We start from the raw sequence: 21404 nt of genomic DNA on the forward strand, positions 1-21404 counted from the left end.
CCTTTATTTTTTATGCATACATAGTGGGACAAGAAACATTAGAGTCCATGGTTCCTATGAGGAGATGTTTTCTTGGTCGATTAAGTCTAGTATTCTATCTAAGTCTTCTTTTGAAAAGAATTCTATTTCTATCTTCCCTTTTTTCTTGCTTTGTTTTATGGTCACGCTGGTCCCAAGTTTCTCCCGTAGTATGGACTCTCTTTGTTTGATGAATATATCTTTTTTTGGTTGTTTGGCATTCTTCGTTTCACGTGAAACAGTATCATTCAACTGATGGATATAATTCTCCAGCTGCCGAACGTTCATCGTTTCTTTGAGGATTTTATCTATGACAGACTTAAGCAGCTCTTTTTTCTTTAATCCTAGCAATGCACGCCCATGCCCCATGGAGATCGTGCCCTCTGATATATAGTTCCTGATCTCTTCAGGCAAAGAGAGCAAGCGGACATAGTTAGCTATGTGAGGCCGGCTTTTTCCAAGACGGTGTGCTAATTGCTCTTGAGTGAAATTTAACTTTTCGAGCAACGTTTGATAAGCTGCCGCTTCCTCAATCGGATTCAAATCTTCCCTCTGTAGGTTTTCCAATATCGCCAGTTCCATCATCTGCTGTTCATTTAACTCCCTGACAACGACAGGAACCGTTTTTAAACCGGCTTCCTTAGCCGCACGGCATCGTCTTTCTCCAGCTACAATTTCAAATCCTCTAATACTTTTCCGGGCAATAATCGGTTGAAGGATCCCATGCTCCAAAATTGACTGCTTAAGTTCTTCAATCGCTTCGGGGCGGAAGTTTTTTCGCGGCTGATGGGGATTGGGCCTTAATTCCCTCAATTTTATTTCCTGAACAGTTTCATCCTTGCTGACTTCCACATTAGGAAAGAGTGCGTCGAGTCCCTTTCCAAGTCCTTTAGCCATTTGAGACCACTTCCTTTGCCAATTGTAGATAGACCTCCGCACCGCGTGATTTCGGATCGTAAATGATAATCGGTTCCCCATGACTCGGTGCTTCACTCAGACGAACATTTCGGGGAATGATAGTTTGATATACCTTATCCTGAAAGTATTTTTTCACTTCCTCAATCACTTGAAGACCTAGATTCGTTCTGGCGTCCAACATCGTCAGCAAAACACCTTCGATCTTTAAATCATGATTTAAATGCTTCTGCACGAGACGGACCGTATTCAACAGCTGGCTCAATCCCTCCAATGCGTAATATTCACATTGTACGGGAATCAAAACGGCATCGGCTGCCGTCAAGGCATTCAGTGTGAGCAAGCCCAGTGAAGGTGGACAATCGATGACGATATAATCGAACTGACTTTGCACCTCTTCTAATGCACGCTTCAATCGAATTTCCCTGGAGATGGTAGGTACCAACTCAATTTCCGCACCCGCTAATTGGATTGTGGCAGGTATGGCATATAAGTTTTCAACCTTTGTTTCCAAGATTACGGTACTGGCTTCGACATCATCTACCAATACATCATAAATACACTGTTCCACATCTGCTTTATCAATACCAGTGCCGCTAGTCGCATTACCCTGAGGGTCTATATCGACCAACAAGACTTTCTTTCCTATATATGCAAGGCAAGCACTGAGGCTGACCGAAGTTGTCGTTTTTCCAACACCGCCCTTTTGATTGGCAATGGCAAGAATCTTCCCCACGAATTCACCTGCTTTCAACAATCTCATCTATCTTAAACGTACTATATTTCTTCTATTTTATCATGAATAATGATGAAGGAACTCGAATTCTTAAATTCGACGAAAAATTCGGTATTCTTTTAAATTAGTCAAAAAATGCAGTTTTTGGAGATAAATATTTCGTTTTTTTCACTGCGAATCACAAGAAAAAAGCTTGGTAATCGATGACTACCAAGCGGGGGATGATACCAGATTAAGACTTTTTCTTTGGGATTTTTATCGTAAACTGATAATATTCCTCGAATTCCTCTTCTTCTGCATCAAGGTTTATGCCATTATCCGTTACCATGGTCAGCGATTGGCGAATCGTGTTAACCGCAATCCTCATGTCCCTACTAAATGCCTTGCGTTTCGGCTTTGGCTTTGAATGATCCTTTGTACCAGTAAGAAGCTTGACAACCAGCTCTTCCGTCTGCTTGACGTTTAAACCTCTTTCAATGACTTCTTGAAGCAGCTTGACTTGATTTTCCGGGTTTTTCAACGGAATCAGCGAACGGGCATGACGTTCCGTAATCTGTTTTTGAAGCAGTGCTTCTTGGACTTCCTGTGGCAATTTTAACAACCGAAGTTTATTGGCAACCGTCGATTGGCCAATTCCCAATCTTTGAGCGAGTGCTTCCTGCGTTAAGTTATGGAGCTCAATTAATTTCCCATATGCTAACGCTTCTTCAATCGGTGTCAATTCTTCACGCTGAAGATTCTCTATCAACGCTACTGAAGCCGTTTCTGTATCCGTGAAATCTTTAATTATGGCTGGTGCCAACTCCCAACCAAGCTTTTGCATAGCACGAAAACGACGCTCACCTGCAATGATTTCATACTTCCCTTGACCATATGCCCTAACTACAATCGGTTGAATGATACCATGTGTATGAATCGTCTGAGCTAGTTCCGAGATTTTATCGTCGTTAAATACAGTCCTTGGTTGAAATCGATTTGGCACAATATCAGAAATGGAAATTTTCCTTATTTCTTCATTATTATTGCTTGGTGCCTCCATCTCAAGTTGCTGTTCTTCTTTTTCGCCAAACCTTAAGAAACGCGAAAAAGGATGCTTCATCTTCCTACACCACCTTTTAAAACTCCCAAATAACATATTCTCTATGGAAAGAACAAGTCCTCCATACATTTCCCGACATGAAAATACATATCGACCATTGCTGTATAACCATGTCGACTGGCGTCACCAATGCATTTCCATAGCCTAAATGTCTTGCTATTATTAATAGTAGACGCCTGTCTAAGATTATTTCCCCGCCGATTTAAGAGTCCCCAACTTTTTCCCACCAAACTGGTTCACTGGGACAGCTTACATTAAATAAAATGGAAATTATATTATTTATAGTAAAGGAAAGGATCGTAAAGTGCTAGTCGTGTATGAATCGTGATAAACAGACTATTCACGTACCGGTCATTCTATAGGTTGTTTATTCGGTGTACCTGGTTTTCTTGGATATTTTTTTGGAGTCTTCTTCACTTTTTTCACCGTAATGATATTTCGCTCACTATTCTCTTCTGGCAATATGAACGGGTGTATTTCCTCAATTTTCCCACCTAATGTGAAGATTGCCTTTTTTCCTGTATCCATCTCATCATGGGCACTGGCCGCTTTCATCGCAATGAATGTCCCATCCGTTTTAACAAGGGGTAAACATAGCTCGCTCAAAACAGACATTCTTGCCACCGCTCTTGCCATAACAACATCATAGGTTTCACGATGTTCCGGTTTCTGAGCAAATGTTTCGGCACGGTCATGATAAAACGATACGCCTGACAATTGTAAAGAGTCAGCAAGATGGTTTAAAAAAGAGATGCGCTTATTCAAAGAATCAACGATTGATACATGAATATCCGGGAAACAGATCTTCAAAGGGATACTCGGGAAACCAGCTCCGGCACCCACATCGCAAATACGATGAGGCTTGTTGAAATCGAAGTAAAAAGCTGCGCTGATCGAATCATAAAAATGCTTTAAATAGACTTCTTCTTTATCGGTTATGGCCGTTAGGTTCATCTTTTCGTTCCATTCCACCAATAAATGATAGTACATATCAAATTGCTCAAGCTGGCGTGGAGAAAGTTCAATGCCTTTCTCCTGCAGCGCTTGTTGGAATTGCTCAATATTCATGATTACTTCAATCCTTTTCGGGTATTTCCGTTTACTTAGAAATTTTAGCGATCTTTCCTTGTTCTAAATAAACTAGCAAAATAGAGACATCAGCAGGGTTCACACCTGAAATCCGTGAAGCTTGGGCAACGGATAGAGGGTGTACCTGTTTTAATTTTTGGCGAGCTTCCGTAGCCAATCCATTGATTGCATCGTAATCGATGTTTTCTGGGATTTTTTTATTCTCCATTTTCTTGAGGCGGTCAACCTGCTGTAAGGATTTTTCAATATATCCTTCATACTTGACCTGGATTTCGACTTGTTCCTTCACTTCATCACTTAGGTCGACATCACTTGGAGCAAGCTTTTGAATGTGGGAATAATCCATTTCTGTCCGCTTCAATAAATCCGAAGCGCGAATCCCATCTTTTAGTTCGCTCCCACCACTTGCGATGATAATCTCCTGCACCTCTTGAGTAGGTTTAATGAAGGTGGATTTCAACCGTTCTCGTTCTGTCTCCACGGCCTCTCTCTTTATAAGGAAACGATTATATCGCTCTTCTTTGATCATTCCAATTTTAAAACCGATTTCGGTCAGGCGTAAGTCTGCATTATCATGACGTAACAGTAAGCGGTATTCTGCACGAGAAGTCAGCAGGCGATAAGGCTCATTCGTACCTTTTGTCACAAGATCATCGATTAAAACGCCAATATATGCATCTGACCGGCTTAGAATCAGTTCTTCTTTTCCCAATGCTTTCAAGCCCGCATTAATACCAGCCATTAATCCTTGGCCCGCCGCTTCTTCATAACCTGATGTCCCATTGATTTGACCTGCTGTATACAGGTTTTTCACTTTTTTCGTTTCCAATGTTGGCCAAAGTTGTGTCGGCACGATAGCATCATATTCAATCGCATATCCTGCACGCATCATCTCAGCCTTTTCAAGACCTGGTATGGTCTGAAGGATCCTAATTTGGACATCCTCGGGAAGGCTCGTAGACAATCCTTGTACATATACTTCTTTGGTATTGCGTCCTTCCGGTTCCAAGAATATCTGATGGCGTGGCTTGTCATTAAAGCGTACAACTTTGTCTTCTATCGATGGACAGTAACGAGGGCCAGTCCCTTTAATCATCCCAGAATACATTGGGGAACGGTGTAGATTCGCATCAATGAGCTGGTGAGTTCCTTCATTTGTATACGTTAACCAACATGGCAATTGGTCGGTGATGTATTTTGTCGTTTCAAAGGAAAAAGCACGTGGAACTTCATCACCCGGCTGTATTTCCGTTTTACTGTAATCAATAGAAGAACTATTGACGCGCGGAGGCGTTCCCGTTTTGAACCGGACCAAATCAAAGCCCAACTCTTCCAAATGCTCGGAAAGCCTGATGGATGGTTGCTGATTATTAGGACCACTTGAATATTTTAGTTCCCCTAAAATGATTTCGCCCCGTAAATAGGTCCCAGTCGTAATAACGACAGTTTTCGCACGGTAAATGGCACCCGTTTTTGTGATGACACCTTTACAAACGCCATCTTCAACAATCAATTCCTCAACCATTCCTTGAATTAACGTTAAATTCGGCTCATCTTCTATCGTCTTTTTCATTTCTTGCTGATAAAGAAACTTATCTGCTTGTGCACGTAAAGCACGAACGGCCGGACCTTTCGCTGTATTTAACATTCTCATCTGAATGTGCGTTTTATCGATATTTTTACCCATTTCGCCGCCTAAGGCATCAATTTCCCGGACCACAATCCCTTTTGCCGGTCCTCCAACAGAAGGGTTGCATGGCATAAAGGCAACCATATCTAAGTTGATGGTGATCATCAATGTTTTGGCACCGACTCTAGCAGATGCAAGACCCGCTTCACTACCTGCATGGCCTGCCCCAACTACGATGGCATCATAGTTTCCTGCTTCATATTGCATATCATTTTCCTCCCTCTACTCTTACTTTCCTAGACAAAATTGTGAAAACAATTGATTGATTAAATTATCCTGGACACTTTCACCAATAACTTCCCCGAGTAATTCCCATGCCTTTGTGAAATCGATCTGAACTAAGTCAATCGGCGTTCCCATCTCGATTGCTTCCATGGAATCCTCGATCGATTGCAAGGCCTGTCCGAGCAGCGCAATATGACGGGCGTTGGAAACATAGGTAATGTCCCCCGCTTCCAAAGAGCCCTCGAAGAATAAAGAAGCAATCGCTTCTTCCAATTCATCGACACCTTCATCTTCCAGTAAAGATGTAGTGACTATTTTGTGTGCGGCTGCCTTTTCCTTAACCTGCTCCATATTGATTTTCTGTGGCAGGTCCGTTTTATTGATAATGACGATGACATCCATTCCTTCGACTGCTTGGAACAGTTTTTCATCTTCCGGCGTAAAGTCATCGGAGTAATTTAAAACGAGTAAAATCAGGTCCGCATCTTTTAATACCGCCCGGGAGCGTTCCACACCAATCCGCTCAACGATATCTTCCGTTTCACGAATACCAGCTGTGTCGACAAGTTTTAGCGGCACCCCACGCACATTGACATACTCCTCAATAACGTCTCGAGTTGTCCCTGGGACATCGGTAACGATTGCCTTATTTTCATGCACTAAGCTGTTTAGCAAAGACGATTTTCCGACATTCGGACGCCCGATGATAACCGTCGCCAAGCCATCCCGCAAAATTTTTCCTTGCTGGGCCGTCCTGAGAAGTTTTTCAATCTCTGCCTTGACATAACTGCCCTTTTCCAAAAACAATCGATGTGTCATTTCTTCAACATCATCATATTCTGGGTAATCTATATTCACCTCGACCTGTGCGAGAGTCTGTAATATTTCGTGTCGCAGCTTTTGAATTAATTTCGAAAGCCGCCCTTCCATTTGACCCAACGCAACATTCATCGCTTTATCCGTTTTAGCTCGGATTAAATCCATGACGGCTTCTGCTTGAGAGAGATCGATTCTCCCATTCAAAAAAGCTCGTTTCGTGAATTCACCAGGCTCTGCCAAGCGTGCTCTCTGTGAGAGGATAAGCTGTAAAACCCGATTAACCGAAACGATTCCACCATGACAATTTATTTCAACGACATCTTCTCTCGTAAACGTTTTAGGACCTTTCATGACAGAAACCATAACCTCTTCTATGACTTCTCCAGTTTTAGGTACAACCAAGTGCCCGTAATGAATGGTATGTGAATCCACTTTCCGTAAACTTTTACCGCTTGGTCCTTTAAATATTCTATCGGCTATTTCTATGGCCTCATCACCGCTGATTCTTACGATGGCAATTGCCCCTTCCCCTAAAGGAGTTGAAATGGCGGTGATTGTATCGAATTCCATGCTTTCACCTCTTGTATATTAATGTTTCTCTAATTTATTTGATAAACAAAAATCTTGAATCCCTAAATTACAACAATAACACAGTATAATCATGAAAAAAAGTAGATACTCCTTCCTTTCAAGAGTTATCCACATGCCTTAAACCTTATATTTCTGTACCCTTCATTTTAACTTATCCACATGTGAATAACAAATAAAGCCTGACTTTCTTTCCATGTCCCTTTTTTAAGAGTCAGCCTTAGAAATTGAAGGGGAGGAATGAAAGGATAATATGTGATCAGGATTTAGTTAAAGGAGCATTTGATAATGTCGACATTCCTTTCGGTTCGCCTCTATATAAAGCAAAAAAAAAACCTCCGCTTAATTAGCAGAAGGTTTATTTAACCGGAGTGATGACCAAATGGCGATATGGTTCTGTACCATTGGAAGTCGTCTTGATTTTCGGATAATGAAGCAGAGCCTTATGTATTACCTTCCGTTCATATGACGGCATCGGCTCCAATGCAACAGTTTTACCAGTTTTCAGGGATTTATTGGCCATTCTTTCAGCTAATTGGATTAAAGTATCCGTTCGACGGTTGCGATAATCCTCTGCATCTACAATCACATTCAAAAACTGCTTCGAATAGCGACTGGCTACCAATTGTGTTAAATACTGAAGGGAATTTAACGTTTGACCCCGTTTACCAATTAATAAGGCAATTTTTTCACCTGACAAATGGAACGTTACGTTCTTCCCCTGGCGTTGAACCCTGATTTCCGACTTAACTCCCATTTTTTGAGTGATATCCTGCAGGAACTTTAGGGATTCTTCAACGGGATCAGCAGGCAATGTCACGTGGACGATTGCTTGCCTGGCCCCAAACAAACCCAAAAATCCTTTTTTTCCTTCATCCTCAATTTCAATTTCCACGCGATCTCTTGTGCTGTTAAGTTGAGCTAAAGCTGAATTGACTGCTTCTTCGACAGATTGTCCTGTAGCAGTTATCTTTTTCACTTTTTCTTTGCTCCCTCCGCGTTTTCCGCAGCTGCTTTTCTAAGATCTGGACCTTTAATGAAATATGTTTGAACGATGCCGAAAAGGTTACCCACTACCCAGTAAAGTGAAAGAGCAGCTGGAAAATTAATTGCAAAAATAACAATCATGACTGGCATGATGTAAAGCATCATTGTCATTTGTGCCGCCATTTGCGGATTTGAGTTCATTCCCGCCATTGACAACTTTTGCTGAATGAAAGTTGTAATACCCGCTATGATCGGCAAGATATAATAAGGATCCGGAGAACCTAAATCGAACCAGAGAAAACTATGCAGGGAAATCTCATGCGTACGGCTGATTGCATGATAAAAACCAATCAAAATTGGCATTTGAACCACTATCGGTAAACATCCTGCCAATGGATTCACATTATATTTTGAAAATAACGCCATTGTTTCTTTTTGTAGTTTTTGTTGTGTGGCAGCGTCTTTTGAGCTGTATTTTGCTTGAAGTTCTTTCATTTCTGGTTGAATGGCTTGCATTGCTTTTGAACTTTTCACCTGTTTAATCATAAGTGGAAGTAATATCAAGCGTATGATTAAGGTAACCGCAATGATTCCCAAACCGTAGCTTCCGCCAAATAATTCAGAAATATAAATAATGAGGGATGATAACGGATAGACAATATATGAATTCCAGAACCCTTCACTATCTGCCGTTATCGGTTCTTTGATCTCCGTACATCCTGATAGCAACATCATTATCGAAGCTAATCCAATGATGAGTAATATTCGTTTCTTCAACCGTTTTTTCCTCCTAACTTCAATCAATCTTTTTGAATAAATGTAACCCGTTCACAAGTGAACTACAAGGAAAAGTCACCCACTTATCAACTTTTAACGATGAAATTCTATTTTTTCAAAGCATAATTAATAACTATGTCGAAAAAGGAGTTTTTAAGGGTTTATTTTATTTTTTTGAAATTTAGCGATTTAGAACGCTTCAGGACATGGATCAAACTGCTTTTCACTTGAGAAAAGTCCATTTCTGCCGCTGGTTTTCTAGCAATCACAATATAGTCTTTTCCCTCTTCTATATCCTCTTTCAATTCTAAAAATGCTTGCCGTATGTATCTTTTAATTTGATTCCGAACAACGGCATTCCCAATCTTCTTACTGACAGAGAGGCCTATGCGGAAATATTCCTGCTCGGGCTTTTGAAGGACATAGATAACGAATTGTCGATTGGCAGAGGATTCTCCCTTTTTAAAAACGAGTTGGAATTCGTCCTCTTTCTTTATCCTTAACTTTTTTTTCATCTTTACACCTTCATTAGAATGAATTGAGTCTCAGTAAATCCTTTATTTAGCGAAAAAAAACCACTGAGACTTTTCAGTGGTCTATGCAGATAGTACTTTTCTTCCTTTACGGCGACGTGCAGCGATTACGTTACGTCCGTTTTTCGTGCTCATACGTGCACGGAAACCGTGAACTTTACTATGTTTGCGATTATTCGGTTGATAAGTTCTTTTCATTATATGACACCTCCCTGAGGAATAACAGTTAAAGACAGTCCTTACAATTATATAGATGTTGCTTTCTACTTGTCAACTACATCTAGAAAAATATTTACTTTTTGCTTAATGTCCAGTGGGTTTTTTACTACCTAGCCTATTGTAAATGATTTTGCCTATAACTGATATAGAAATTTTTGGTCAGAGGGTACATTTCATGAATTTTAACCTAATTGATCCCTCTTCATACTACTTTACCATGCATATAACGAATCGACAAAAACATTTGTGAACTTCCGCTTTCGTTTTATAGAGGAACTAGGGACACCTGAATGGCATAAATGCAGTGATGGGGAATCAGTATACAACCTGTTTTAGTTCCATCCATCAATAAAATAATTTAGAGGAATTCGACGCCATCACTCCATCTGTGGATAAAATTCGACATGTTTTTTTCTATCCACAGCCCATTTCGTATAGTTTTACACAAAAAAGAAGCCTGTGGAAAAGTTTTTCCCACAGGCCCTTTGAGTTGTGGATAAAGTTCACTAAGCCATTGCAAGACGTCCAAATTTCTGATATTATATTTGTGTTTTCACTCTGAATAACTTTATCAACAGATAACGGTTATCCACAGACTGTGCATAACTTGTGGATAGTTTATTCGACCTGTGAATATTAATCTGTCCACAAACAGTGGATATTGTCGAAAAACCTATTATCTTCTTATTATATATTTCAAGACATGCCTGTTGATGAATAAACATACGGACCTGCATCTTATTACAAGATGTTATTTATACAAAGGTTGTACAATGCGCGATATCGTTCCAGGGACCTCACCTTTTAGTGACATCCAACATCCCTTATACAGCTCACCGAACTTTTGCTGTCCAAATTTTTTTAAGACAGCGATCGATGAGTTTATTTGTGCCTAGACCTTTTAATACTTTTAGAAAAATATTTTGCAAAGGAGGGATAAGTTTGGATAACATCGATAGCCTCTGGAATCAGGCACTCGGAAAAATTGAGAAAAAGATCAGTAAACCAAGCTTTGAAACTTGGCTTAAATCAACTAAAGCTTATTTACTTCAAGGTGACATCTTAACAGTCACCGCTCCCAATGAATTTGCTAGGGATTGGCTTGAGGAACGTTATTCTCACCTTATTTCTGATGTTTTATTCGAACTGACCGGCGAAGAATTGGAAGCGAAGTTCATTATTCCGCCCAATCAGGAAGATGATGACTTTTCCGCTCCCGTTCAGCCTAAAAAGATAAAAAAACAGGATAAGGAAAACAATCCATTTCCACAGCATATGCTTAACTCGAAAAATACCTTCGATACGTTTGTCATTGGCTCCGGCAATCGTTTTGCCCATGCTGCGTCTCTCGCTGTCGCAGAAGCACCCGCCAAAGCCTATAACCCGTTGTTTATATATGGAGGAGTAGGGCTTGGTAAGACTCATTTAATGCATGCCATTGGTCATTACGTACTTGAGCATAATCCAAAGGCAAAAGTCGTTTATCTATCCTCTGAAAAATTCACGAATGAATTCATCAATTCGATCCGGGATAATAAGGCCGGGGAATTTCGTGATAGATATCGTACGGTAGATGTTTTATTAATTGATGATATTCAATTCCTAGCAGGAAAAGAACAAACTCAAGAAGAGTTTTTCCATACATTCAATGCCTTGCATGAAGAAAGTAAACAGATCGTCATCTCGAGTGATCGTCCACCCAAAGAGATTCCAACACTTGAAGATCGTCTCCGTTCCCGCTTTGAATGGGGCTTGATTACGGATATTACGCCACCTGACTTAGAAACGAGGATTGCCATTTTACGTAAAAAGGCCAAGGCGGAAGGACTCGATATTCCGAATGAAGTAATGCTTTATATAGCCAACCAAATCGATTCGAACATCAGGGAGCTTGAAGGTGCACTTATTCGTGTTGTCGCCTATTCTTCGCTGATCAATAAAGATATTAATGCTGATTTAGCTGCTGAGGCTTTGAAAGACATCATTCCAAGCTCAAAACCTAAAATAATCACGATCTTGGAAATTCAAAAAACGGTCGGTGAGCATTACAGCGTAAAACTTGAGGACTTCAAAGCGAAAAAGAGGACTAAATCCGTAGCTTTTCCAAGACAGATTGCTATGTACCTCTCCCGGGAAATGACCGACTTTTCGCTGCCTAAAATAGGCGATGAATTCGGAGGGCGAGACCATACGACCGTCATCCATGCCCATGAAAAAATCTCGAAACTTATGCAAACGGATACCCAGCTGCAACGTCAGGTCAAGGAAATCCAGGATCAATTGAAGGTATAATAGATTCTGGATAATGTGTATAACTGATGACTACTTACACACAGTCTGTCCACATGTGGATAGACTGTTTTATCTTAGCTTCAACCGGGTTATCCACATATCCACAAGCCCTACTACTATTACTACTATCTTTTTTAAATAAAATTATTAATAAATATGCCATTTAGGCAATTAAAATTGGAGGATGGAACATGAGATTCGTAATTCAAAGAGATCGATTAGTTCATAGTGTCCAAGAAGTAATGAAAGCTATCACATCGAGAACGACGATTCCTATTTTAACGGGGATAAAAATAAGTGTGACAACAGAAGGAGTTACCTTAACAGGAAGTGACTCGGATATTTCCATACAGTCATTTATTCCAGCTGAAGTAGATGGTGATGAAATCGTCGAAGTTAAAAGCAGCGGTGGAATTGTCCTTAATGCACGCTTTTTCAGTGAAATCGTCAAAAAACTACCGATGGATACAGTAGAAATCGAGGTCCAAAATAATTTTCAAACGATCATCCGGTCTGGTAAAGCTGAATTTAACTTAAATGGATTAGATCCTGAAGAATATCCTCATTTACCGATCATTGAAGAAGAAAATATCTTCAAACTTCCAACGGATCTTTTAAAAACACTGATTCGTCAAACCGGGTTTGCAGTGTCCACCTCAGAAACACGACCTATCTTAACAGGTGTAAACTTGAAGGTTCAGGATGACGAATTAACCTGTATTGCAACAGATAGTCATAGATTGGCCATGAGGACAGCTAAAATTGAGAACAAGATTAACGGAGCTTATAGTGTCGTCATTCCAGGGAAAAGCCTAAGCGAGTTAAGTAAGATTCTGGATGATACGAATGAACTTATAGAAATCGTCATCACGGATAACCAAGTCTTATTCAAAGCAGAAAACCTATTGTTCTTCTCACGTCTACTTGAAGGAAACTACCCGGACACTTCCCGATTGATTCCAACCGATAGCAAAACGGATGTGACAGTCCATACAAAAGACTTCCTGCAAGCGATTGATCGGGCATCTTTATTAGCTCGAGAGGGAAGAAATAATGTGGTTAAACTAACAACCATAGAGGGTCGCATCATCGAAGTGTCTTCCAATACACCAGAAATAGGTAAAGTGAGCGAGGAAGTACAAGCTGAAGCCATCGAAGGGGAAGACTTGAAAATATCCTTCAGTGCAAAATTTGTCATGGATGCATTAAAGGCATTAGAAGGATCCGATATCAAAATAAACTTTACTGGTGCTATGCGTCCATTTGTCATCCGACCGTTACATGATGAATCAATGCTCCAATTAATCCTGCCAGTAAGAACTTACTAAAATAATATTTCACAAAATTAAAGACCTGCTACCGGGTCTTTAATTTTTTAGCTCAAATGTATGGGGAGACAAGGATTAGCCAAGACTGCAACCTATGCAAAGAAGGTACAATCTGTTAAATAAAGGATAAGCAAAAGCTATACTTTGTCTTAATCCAATTTATTTAGTAAAATAAAGTATTAAAGACTACTTAGAAATGAGTGAGGCACCTAATGGACTCAATAAAAATAAGCACGGAATATATTACGCTAGGACAATTCTTGAAGTTGGCCGATTTAATTCAAAGCGGCGGCATGTCAAAATGGTTTTTAAGCGAATATGAGGTTTTCATCAACGGCGAATTAGATGTGAGACGAGGCAGAAAGTTACGGTCAGGTGATAAAATCGAAATCCCTGAATTCGGCACCTTCACAATAACAAGCTAAAACATAAGGGAAGAGCGGATTATGTACATTGAAAAAATAAGTTTGAAAAACTACCGCAACTATACCGAATTAGACCTTACCTTTGAAAATAAGGTCAATGTAATCCTTGGGGAAAATGCCCAAGGAAAAACAAATGTAATGGAATCCATTTTCGTATTAGCAATGGCAAAATCCCACCGTACATCAAATGACAAAGAACTTATTCGCTGGGATGAAGAGTATGCTAAAATAGAAGGCAGAGTAAGAAAGAGAAATACATCAATCCCACTTGAGCTGACCATTTCGAAAAAGGGTAAAAAGGCGAAGTGCAACCATATTGAACAGAGAAAATTAAGTCAGTATGTCGGCAATATGAATGTGGTCATGTTTGCTCCTGAGGACTTGAATCTCGTAAAGGGAAGTCCTCAAGTCAGACGCCGTTTTATAGATATGGAAATTGGCCAGGTTTCTCCTGTATACCTTCATGATATGAGCCAATATCATAAAATACTTCAACAAAGAAATCATTACTTAAAGCTTCTGCAGACCCGTAAACAAAAGGACGAGGCGATGCTTGATGTATTAACTGACCAGATTATTCAGTATGCAGCGAAAATTGTCGAAAGAAGGTTTCACTTTCTTTCTAAGCTTCAGCAATGGGCAGAGCCGATTCATTCAGGGATCTCCAGGAATCTAGAAGTATTGAAAATCCAATATAAGCCGTCGCTTGATGTATCAGAATCCATGAATTTGACGAAAATAATAGAAGTATACACAGAAAAATTTGATAAAATAAAGGCAAGAGAAATTGAGCGGGGCGTAACCTTGATAGGACCTCACCGGGATGATTTGACTTTTTATGTAAATGACCGTGATGTCCAGACCTATGGTTCCCAGGGACAGCAGCGTACGACTGCGTTATCTTTGAAACTTGCTGAAATTGAATTGATTCATGAGGAAATCGGTGAGTATCCGATTTTACTATTGGATGATGTGTTATCGGAACTTGACGATTATCGTCAAACTCATTTACTAAATACGATACAAGGAAAAGTGCAGACGTTTGTGACGACACCTTCTATCGATGGAATCGATCATCAAACCCTCAGAGAAGCGTCCACCTTTTATGTGAGTCAAGGCAGTATAAAAAAGCTTAAATAACGAGGTGAAAGCATGTATCTCCATATTGGTGAGGATATTCTTGTGAAAACGGATGATATCATAGCTATTTTAGATAAAAAGATGCTTCACTCCTCTCCCATAATCGATGAATTCTTGGAGAAAAGGGTAGATGTGATCTCTCATTTAACAAAAAACTCGATTAAATCGATTGTAGTGACAGAAAAGCAGGTCTATTATTCACCGCTTGCCTCGGTCACCCTGAAAAAACGCTCGCTGCAGTCACCTTCCTTAATCGATGAATAAATGCTCTATAGATTATTGTTATCCTTTAAAGTGATAAATGCCAAAAGAAAAGTGTAGGTGGATACGTATGACAATGGAACAAAAAGAAGTACAAGCTCAGGCATACGATGAGAATCAGATACAGGTTTTAGAAGGCTTAGAAGCAGTACGTAAGCGTCCCGGCATGTATATCGGTACCACATCTGCAAAAGGACTTCACCATCTTGTTTGGGAAATTGTCGATAATAGTATTGATGAAGCGCTAGCAGGTTTTTGTGATGAAATAAAAGTGACAATTGAAAAGGACAACAGTATTACTGTTGTCGATAATGGTCGTGGTATACCAGTGGGTATACATGAAAAAATGGGTCGTCCTGCAGTAGAAGTAATCATGACTGTACTTCATGCTGGTGGGAAGTTCGGCGGCGGAGGCTATAAGGTTTCCGGAGGTCTGCATGGTGTAGGTGCCTCAGTCGTAAATGCCCTATCGACAGTGTTAGAAGTATTTGTTCATCGTGACGGAAAAATACACTATCAACAATTTAATCGTGGTGTACCTAAAGAGGACCTAAAGGTTATCGGAGAAACTGACCATACGGGTACAACGGTCCACTTTGTTCCGGATAAGGAAATATTCACGGAATCCATAGAATATGATTTTGATACGCTGGCAACTCGTATCCGAGAGCTCGCTTTCCTAAATAAAGGATTGAAGCTGATCATTGAAGATAAGCGTGAAGAAGAGGAAAAAATCAAGGAATTCCACTATGAAGGTGGAATTAAGTCATATGTAGAGCATTTGAACCGTTCTAAAGAAGTACTCCATGAAGAACCCATTTTCATGGAAGGCGAAAAAGATGGCATTTCTATCGAGTTAGCTCTTCAATACAATGATAGCTATATTAGTAACCTTTTTTCTTTTGCCAATAATATTCATACCTATGAAGGCGGTACGCATGAATCAGGTTTCAAGACTGCGTTGACCCGCGTAATCAATGATTACGCTAGGAAAAACGGACTTTTGAAGGAAGCGGATAATAATTTCTCTGGTGAAGATGTGCGTGAAGGATTAACCGCAATCATATCGATTAAGCACCCTGAGCCCCAATTCGAAGGGCAAACGAAAACAAAACTGGGGAACTCTGAAGTCAGGACTGTAACGGATTCCATTCTTTCCGAAAGGTTGGATTCCTTCTTATACGAAAACCCTGCAGTCGCCAGAAAAATCATAGATAAAGGGCTTATGGCTGCAAGGGCAAGAATGGCTGCCAAGAAAGCACGTGAGTTAACAAGAAGAAAAAGTGCATTGGAAGTCTCCAATCTACCGGGTAAACTGGCGGATTGTTCGTCCAAGGATCCTAGTATCAGCGAATTGTACATCGTGGAAGGAAACTCTGCCGGAGGATCTGCCAAACAAGGCCGTGACCGCCACTTCCAAGCTATTTTGCCACTACGGGGTAAAATTTTAAACGTTGAAAAAGCGCGATTGGATCGAATTCTTCATAATGAGGAGATTGGTACGATTATTACTGCACTTGGAACGGGTATTGGCGATGAATTCAATATTGAAAAGGCAAGATATCATAAAATTGTCATCATGACCGATGCGGATGTAGATGGTGCCCATATTAGAACGTTGATGCTGACATTCTTCTACCGCTATATGAGAAAAATCATCGAATATGGTTATATCTATATCGCCCAGCCACCTCTTTTCAAGATTCAACAGGGGAAAAAGGTGGATTATGCCTATAATGACCGGGAGCTTGAAACAATAATGGCAAGCCTTCCAAGCACACCGAAGCCTAACCTACAGCGCTATAAAGGGCTGGGGGAAATGAATCCAGAACAACTATGGGATACGACCATGAGCCCTGACACGAGAACATTGCTTCAGGTTAGTTTAAAAGATGCCGTTGAAGCGGATGAAACGTTCGAGATGCTCATGGGGGATAAGGTTGAACCACGTCGAAATTTCATTGAAGAAAACGCGATTTATGTAAAAAATCTAGATATTTAATTTGTTTAACAGGATGATCTTATATCCTGTTCTTTACATAGTTCACGACCCGATCCAAAAATGAAAGTATAAGCTTTATAAAGGAGGTTGGCTCCATGTCAGAAATAGAAAGATCAGGTGTGCAAGAGATAAATATAAGCAAGGAAATGCGGACGTCCTTTTTAGATTATGCCATGAGTGTTATTGTAGCTCGGGCTTTGCCTGATGTAAGGGATGGCTTGAAACCGGTGCACCGGAGAATTCTTTATGCAATGAATGATCTTGGGATGACGTCGGATAAACCATTTAAAAAATCAGCCCGTATTGTAGGTGAAGTAATCGGTAAGTATCATCCTCATGGTGATTCTGCTGTGTATGAAACGATGGTCCGGATGGCGCAGCCCTTTAACTATCGTTATATGCTTGTCGACGGTCATGGGAACTTCGGATCTGTCGATGGTGACCAAGCGGCTGCAATGAGGTATACGGAAGCAAGGATGTCGAAAATATCGATGGAATTGCTTCGTGATTTAAACAAAGATACAGTTAGCTTCCAAGATAACTATGATGGTTCGGAAAGAGAGCCTGCTGTTATGCCGGCTCGTTTCCCAAACTTATTAGTGAATGGTTCTTCAGGGATAGCTGTCGGAATGGCAACCAATATCCCTCCTCACCAATTAGGTGAGGTAATTGATGGCGTATTGGCATTAAGTAAAAATCCAGAAATTACGATTCCAGAGTTGATGGAACACATTCCTGGACCCGATTTCCCGACTGCAGGGCTTATATTAGGCCGGAGTGGTATCAGGAAAGCCTATGAAACAGGAAAAGGTTCAATCATTCAACGTGCTAGAGTTGAAATCGAAGAGAAAGCCAATGGTAAACAAGTCATTATCGTTAAGGAAATCCCTTATCAAGTGAACAAGGCAAGATTGATAGAAAAAATTGCCGAGCTTGCTCGGGATAAGAGGATTGAAGGCATAACCGATCTACGGGATGAGTCGGATCGTAACGGTATGAGAATTGTCATGGAGCTTAGGAAAGACGTAAATGCGAATGTCCTCCTAAATAATTTATACAAACATACTGCCATGCAAACGACTTTTGGAATTAACCTGCTTGCTTTGGTAAACGGGCAGCCTAAGGTCTTGAACTTGAAGGAATGCCTGTATCATTACTTGGAACATCAAAAGATTGTCATTCGTCGTAGAACGGAATTTGAACTGCGTAAAGCGGAAGCTCGGGCCCATATACTAGAGGGATTACGAGTAGCACTTGATAATTTGGATGCAGTCATTGCATTAATACGTGGTTCACAGACTACTGAAATAGCTAGAGAAGGGTTAATGACTCAATTCTCGCTTTCAGAAAAGCAAGCCCAAGCTATTTTGGATATGCGTTTACAACGCTTAACTGGTTTGGAACGAGAAAAAATTGAAGAAGAGTATCAAGCCTTGATGGCATTGATCGCAGAATTCAAAGCGGTCTTGGCCAATGAAGAGAAGGTTCTTGAAATCATTCGTGAAGAGCTTCTAGAAATAAAAGAGCGTTTCAATGATAAGAGGAGAACTGAAATTACATTAGTAGGTTTTGAAAGTCTGGAAGATGAGGATTTAATCCCTGAAGAAAATATTATCGTGACCCTAACGCATAATGGATATATCAAACGGTTACCTGCCACTACGTATCGTAGTCAAAAACGTGGAGGGCGAGGCATACAAGGTATGGGTACAAATGCTGACGACTTTGTCGATCATCTGTTAACGACATCGACTCACGATACATTATTATTCTTCACCAATAAAGGGAAAGTCTATCGTTCTAAAGGATATGAAATACCTGAATATGGACGGACAGCAAAAGGGCTCCCTCTTATCAATCTGTTAGAAGTTGATAAAGGAGAATGGGTCAATGCAATCATTCCAGTGAGGGAATTCACTAATGATTGGTACTTGTTCTTCACAACAAGACACGGTATATCTAAGCGTACACCGTTGTCATCCTTCGCTAATATCCGAAATAATGGATTGATAGCTGTAGGTCTCCGTGAAGATGATGAACTGATTTCGGTTCGACTCACGAATGGCGAAAAGCAAATTATCATCGGTACTAAAGCGGGAATGATGATTCGTTTCCCAGAAACCGATGTCCGTACAATGGGACGTACAGCTGCTGGGGTAAAAGGAATTTCCTTAAGAGCCTCCGATGAAGTAATCGGCATGGAGATTTTGGAAGAAGATGAAGAAGTACTGATTGTTACGAAAAATGGTTATGGAAAGCGGACAAACGCTGAGGAATACCGTATCCAAAGCCGTGGTGGTAAAGGTATCAAAACTTGTAATGTCACAGAGAAAAACGGTGAGCTTGTTGCCGTGAAAACCGTTACAGGGGAAGAAGAAGACTTGATGCTGATTACAGCTGCCGGTGTATTGATCCGAATGGAAGTTGAAGGAATTTCTAAGACAGGTCGTAATACACAGGGTGTTAAGCTCATCCGTCTTGAGTCTTCGGAAAATGAATATGTTTCGACTGTGGCTATCGTTGGACGTGAAGAGGAAGAAGAAGAACTTCTTGAACCAGTAGAAGGCATCGATGAAGATGCTCCTGTTGAGGAGTCAGTTCAAGACGCTGGTGAAACTGCAGTGAACGATGAAACTGAAATAGATGTAGATACAGATACAGATACGGAAGAATAAAAAGGTGTAGCAAAGGGGACCCAGGCTAATTTAGCTGGGCCTTTTTTTGTTGTACATACACCAATGTGGTTATAAATACCTAACTTATTTTTTGAATCATTGAATGATTAATAGGTAATTTATCATAAAAAAGATGGATATCTCCATAATTTTCTAGTAAAATAGTCTGTGTTAAATAACTGTTACAGAGGTGAACAGTTTTGCTGGTGAAAACCGACTTTTTAGTAGAAGGTTGCATACTTTCAAAAGATATTAAGGGATACATGGGCCACCCTATCATGAATAAGAAAACGATATTGACTTCTGAATTGATAGAAGTCTTGAAAGTCTTCTTAATACAAGAAGTTAGTGTTGAAAAGATGTTGATTGACGGAGAAAGATTTATCCCGAAGGAAATCATTGATAAGGAACTAGACGATACAGAAGATTCCTCCGACTTCATCACCCACTATTTAAAAACTGTCCAAACCTATAAGCAGCTTTTTAAAAATTGGCAGGCAGGTAGTAAAGTCGAAGTGTCCATCATTCGGTCGCCTCTTATCCCTCTAGTGGTTAAAGCATTGGAAGAACCGAGTGCTATCCTGAAGCTTCATCATTACAGCAATAAAGAAGATTATATCTATCACCATGCTATATCAACTGGCTTAATAGGAGCACTCATCGCGTTTAAAATGAAATGTGAGTTAGCTGATATCTACCAAGTAGCTCTTGGTGGGTGCTTGGCTGACTGTGGGATGGCCAAACTCCCCCCCAGCATTTTCAATAAAGCCACAAGCTTGTCTTTGGAAGAGAATGAAGAGGTCCAGAATCACCCCATTTTCAGTTATCAAATGATTAAAGATAGTTCAATCATTACGGATAGCGTGAAGCTAGCAGTACTAGAGCATCACGGGAGGGTGGATGGGAGCGGGTATCCTCACAAGATGAGAGCGAAAACCATGCATCTATTCTCGAAAATAATAGCAGTGGCGGATGTTTTTCATGCAATGACATCCGAAAGAGTCTATAGAAAGAAAAAGCCGCCGTTCAAAGTAGTGGAAATGATTCTCCATGATAGTTTTGGCCAATTTGACATTACGGTCGTTCAAGCGCTTTTAGCTTGCTTCTCCAGTTTTGCGGTTGGGACCAAAGTCAAATTAAATGATGGTTCCATAGCTGAGATCATGTTCATAAATGCTAATTCACAAACTAGGCCACTGGTTCGTTTATATGATAATGGTGATATAATTGATTTGGGATCCAATAGGGAAATATATATAGAGGAAATCCTATAATTTATGGGTAGCTTACTAGATTAATTAGTAAGCCTCCTTATAAAAGGGTGACGATTCAAGGTGAACCTATTGGTCATTTTATTTTATTTTAAAATAACACTTGCAATTAGTAGCGATAATAGATATACTAATTAAGTCGACAGCGAGTTAATAAAAAGTTGTTGACAACAAACAATATATTTGATATATTGTTAAAGTCGCTTCAGGGCGATTGAATAATTGCTCTTTGAAAACTGAACAAAACAAAGCGCCAACGTAAATTTTGAGTGAGCACACACTATAAAAAAGCAAAATGAGCAAGTCAAACATTTC

At 40.2% G+C, this 21404-nt stretch carries 18 protein-coding genes; 8 read left to right on the forward strand and 10 right to left on the reverse strand.

The genetic code is table 11. The features are described 5' to 3' along the window. Nucleotides 1-54 precede the first annotated feature (54 nt). The 10 genes from ACQKL6_RS19350 to rpmH form a co-directional block, all read right to left on the reverse strand. Nucleotides 55-915, reverse strand: coding sequence for a ParB/RepB/Spo0J family partition protein (locus ACQKL6_RS19350; RefSeq protein ID WP_402869943.1), 861 nt, complete (start codon nucleotides 913-915; stop codon nucleotides 55-57). Then, nucleotides 908-1669 (reverse strand): ParA family protein, encoded by a 762-nt coding sequence (locus tag ACQKL6_RS19355; protein WP_402871289.1) that lies wholly within the window; start codon nucleotides 1667-1669, stop codon nucleotides 908-910. The genes ACQKL6_RS19350 and ACQKL6_RS19355 overlap by 8 nt, the downstream gene beginning before the upstream one ends. A gap of 232 nt (nucleotides 1670-1901) precedes the next feature. Then, nucleotides 1902-2768 carry a nucleoid occlusion protein gene (gene noc / locus ACQKL6_RS19360; RefSeq protein ID WP_402869940.1) on the reverse strand — a complete coding sequence of 289 codons (867 nt, stop codon included), beginning with the start codon at nucleotides 2766-2768 and terminating at the stop codon, nucleotides 1902-1904. A gap of 351 nt (nucleotides 2769-3119) precedes the next feature. After that, nucleotides 3120-3836, reverse strand: a complete 717-nt coding sequence (rsmG, locus tag ACQKL6_RS19365; protein ID WP_402869937.1) for a 16S rRNA (guanine(527)-N(7))-methyltransferase RsmG — start codon at nucleotides 3834-3836, stop codon at nucleotides 3120-3122. A gap of 31 nt (nucleotides 3837-3867) precedes the next feature. Beyond that, entirely contained in the window at nucleotides 3868-5754 is a 1887-nt protein-coding gene (gene mnmG / locus ACQKL6_RS19370) for a tRNA uridine-5-carboxymethylaminomethyl(34) synthesis enzyme MnmG (protein WP_427651764.1), read from the reverse strand. Between the two features lie 21 nt (nucleotides 5755-5775). Further along, the gene (mnmE, locus tag ACQKL6_RS19375) at nucleotides 5776-7161 is read right to left on the reverse strand and encodes a tRNA uridine-5-carboxymethylaminomethyl(34) synthesis GTPase MnmE (protein WP_427651766.1); all 1386 of its coding nucleotides are present in this window, start codon (nucleotides 7159-7161) and stop codon (nucleotides 5776-5778) included. A 376-nt stretch (nucleotides 7162-7537) separates the two neighbouring features. Continuing rightward, nucleotides 7538-8158: an RNA-binding cell elongation regulator Jag/EloR gene (gene jag / locus ACQKL6_RS19380; protein WP_427651768.1), complete on the reverse strand. Its 621-nt coding sequence runs from the start codon at nucleotides 8156-8158 to the stop codon at nucleotides 7538-7540. Further along, the gene (gene spoIIIJ, locus ACQKL6_RS19385) at nucleotides 8155-8943 is read right to left on the reverse strand and encodes a YidC family membrane integrase SpoIIIJ (protein WP_402869925.1); all 789 of its coding nucleotides are present in this window, start codon (nucleotides 8941-8943) and stop codon (nucleotides 8155-8157) included. Before spoIIIJ ends, jag begins: the two co-directional genes overlap by 4 nt. Nucleotides 8944-9104: 161 nt before the next feature. Then, nucleotides 9105-9458 carry a ribonuclease P protein component gene (gene rnpA / locus ACQKL6_RS19390; RefSeq protein WP_402955098.1) on the reverse strand — a complete coding sequence of 118 codons (354 nt, stop codon included), beginning with the start codon at nucleotides 9456-9458 and terminating at the stop codon, nucleotides 9105-9107. Between the two features lie 81 nt (nucleotides 9459-9539). Further along, nucleotides 9540-9674 (reverse strand): 50S ribosomal protein L34, encoded by a 135-nt coding sequence (gene rpmH / locus ACQKL6_RS19395; RefSeq protein WP_402869919.1) that lies wholly within the window; start codon nucleotides 9672-9674, stop codon nucleotides 9540-9542. A gap of 963 nt (nucleotides 9675-10637) precedes the next feature. On the opposite strand from rpmH, the gene dnaA reads away from it, so the two are divergent. From dnaA to ACQKL6_RS19435, 8 genes are all read left to right on the forward strand, one after another. Next, complete coding sequence (dnaA, locus tag ACQKL6_RS19400) at nucleotides 10638-11987, forward strand: chromosomal replication initiator protein DnaA (protein WP_402869917.1); 1350 nt, start codon at nucleotides 10638-10640, stop codon at nucleotides 11985-11987. 191 nt (nucleotides 11988-12178) lie between these two features. Beyond that, nucleotides 12179-13315, forward strand: coding sequence for a DNA polymerase III subunit beta (dnaN, locus tag ACQKL6_RS19405; protein ID WP_402869915.1), 1137 nt, complete (start codon nucleotides 12179-12181; stop codon nucleotides 13313-13315). Nucleotides 13316-13527: 212 nt separating this feature from the next. Beyond that, nucleotides 13528-13740 (forward strand): S4 domain-containing protein YaaA, encoded by a 213-nt coding sequence (gene yaaA / locus ACQKL6_RS19410; RefSeq protein ID WP_402869913.1) that lies wholly within the window; start codon nucleotides 13528-13530, stop codon nucleotides 13738-13740. Between the two features lie 21 nt (nucleotides 13741-13761). Continuing rightward, nucleotides 13762-14880 (forward strand): DNA replication/repair protein RecF, encoded by a 1119-nt coding sequence (gene recF / locus ACQKL6_RS19415; protein ID WP_402869912.1) that lies wholly within the window; start codon nucleotides 13762-13764, stop codon nucleotides 14878-14880. Nucleotides 14881-14892: 12 nt separating this feature from the next. Continuing rightward, on the forward strand, nucleotides 14893-15144 hold the full coding sequence (gene remB, locus ACQKL6_RS19420; protein WP_402869910.1) for an extracellular matrix regulator RemB: 252 nt from the start codon (nucleotides 14893-14895) through the stop codon (nucleotides 15142-15144). A 73-nt stretch (nucleotides 15145-15217) separates the two neighbouring features. Next, the gene (gyrB, locus tag ACQKL6_RS19425) at nucleotides 15218-17143 is read left to right on the forward strand and encodes a DNA topoisomerase (ATP-hydrolyzing) subunit B (RefSeq protein ID WP_402871286.1); all 1926 of its coding nucleotides are present in this window, start codon (nucleotides 15218-15220) and stop codon (nucleotides 17141-17143) included. Between the two features lie 95 nt (nucleotides 17144-17238). Beyond that, a complete protein-coding gene (gene gyrA, locus ACQKL6_RS19430; protein WP_402991096.1) occupies nucleotides 17239-19818 on the forward strand; it encodes a DNA gyrase subunit A in 2580 nt (859 codons plus the stop codon). A gap of 278 nt (nucleotides 19819-20096) precedes the next feature. Continuing rightward, on the forward strand, nucleotides 20097-21092 hold the full coding sequence (locus ACQKL6_RS19435) for an HD-GYP domain-containing protein (RefSeq protein WP_427651770.1): 996 nt from the start codon (nucleotides 20097-20099) through the stop codon (nucleotides 21090-21092). Nucleotides 21093-21404: the final 312 nt, after the last annotated feature.

Origin of the sequence: Peribacillus sp. NPDC097197 (assembly GCF_050278025.1) — a bacterium.
Taxonomy (GTDB): Bacteria; Bacillota; Bacilli; order Bacillales; family DSM-1321; genus Peribacillus.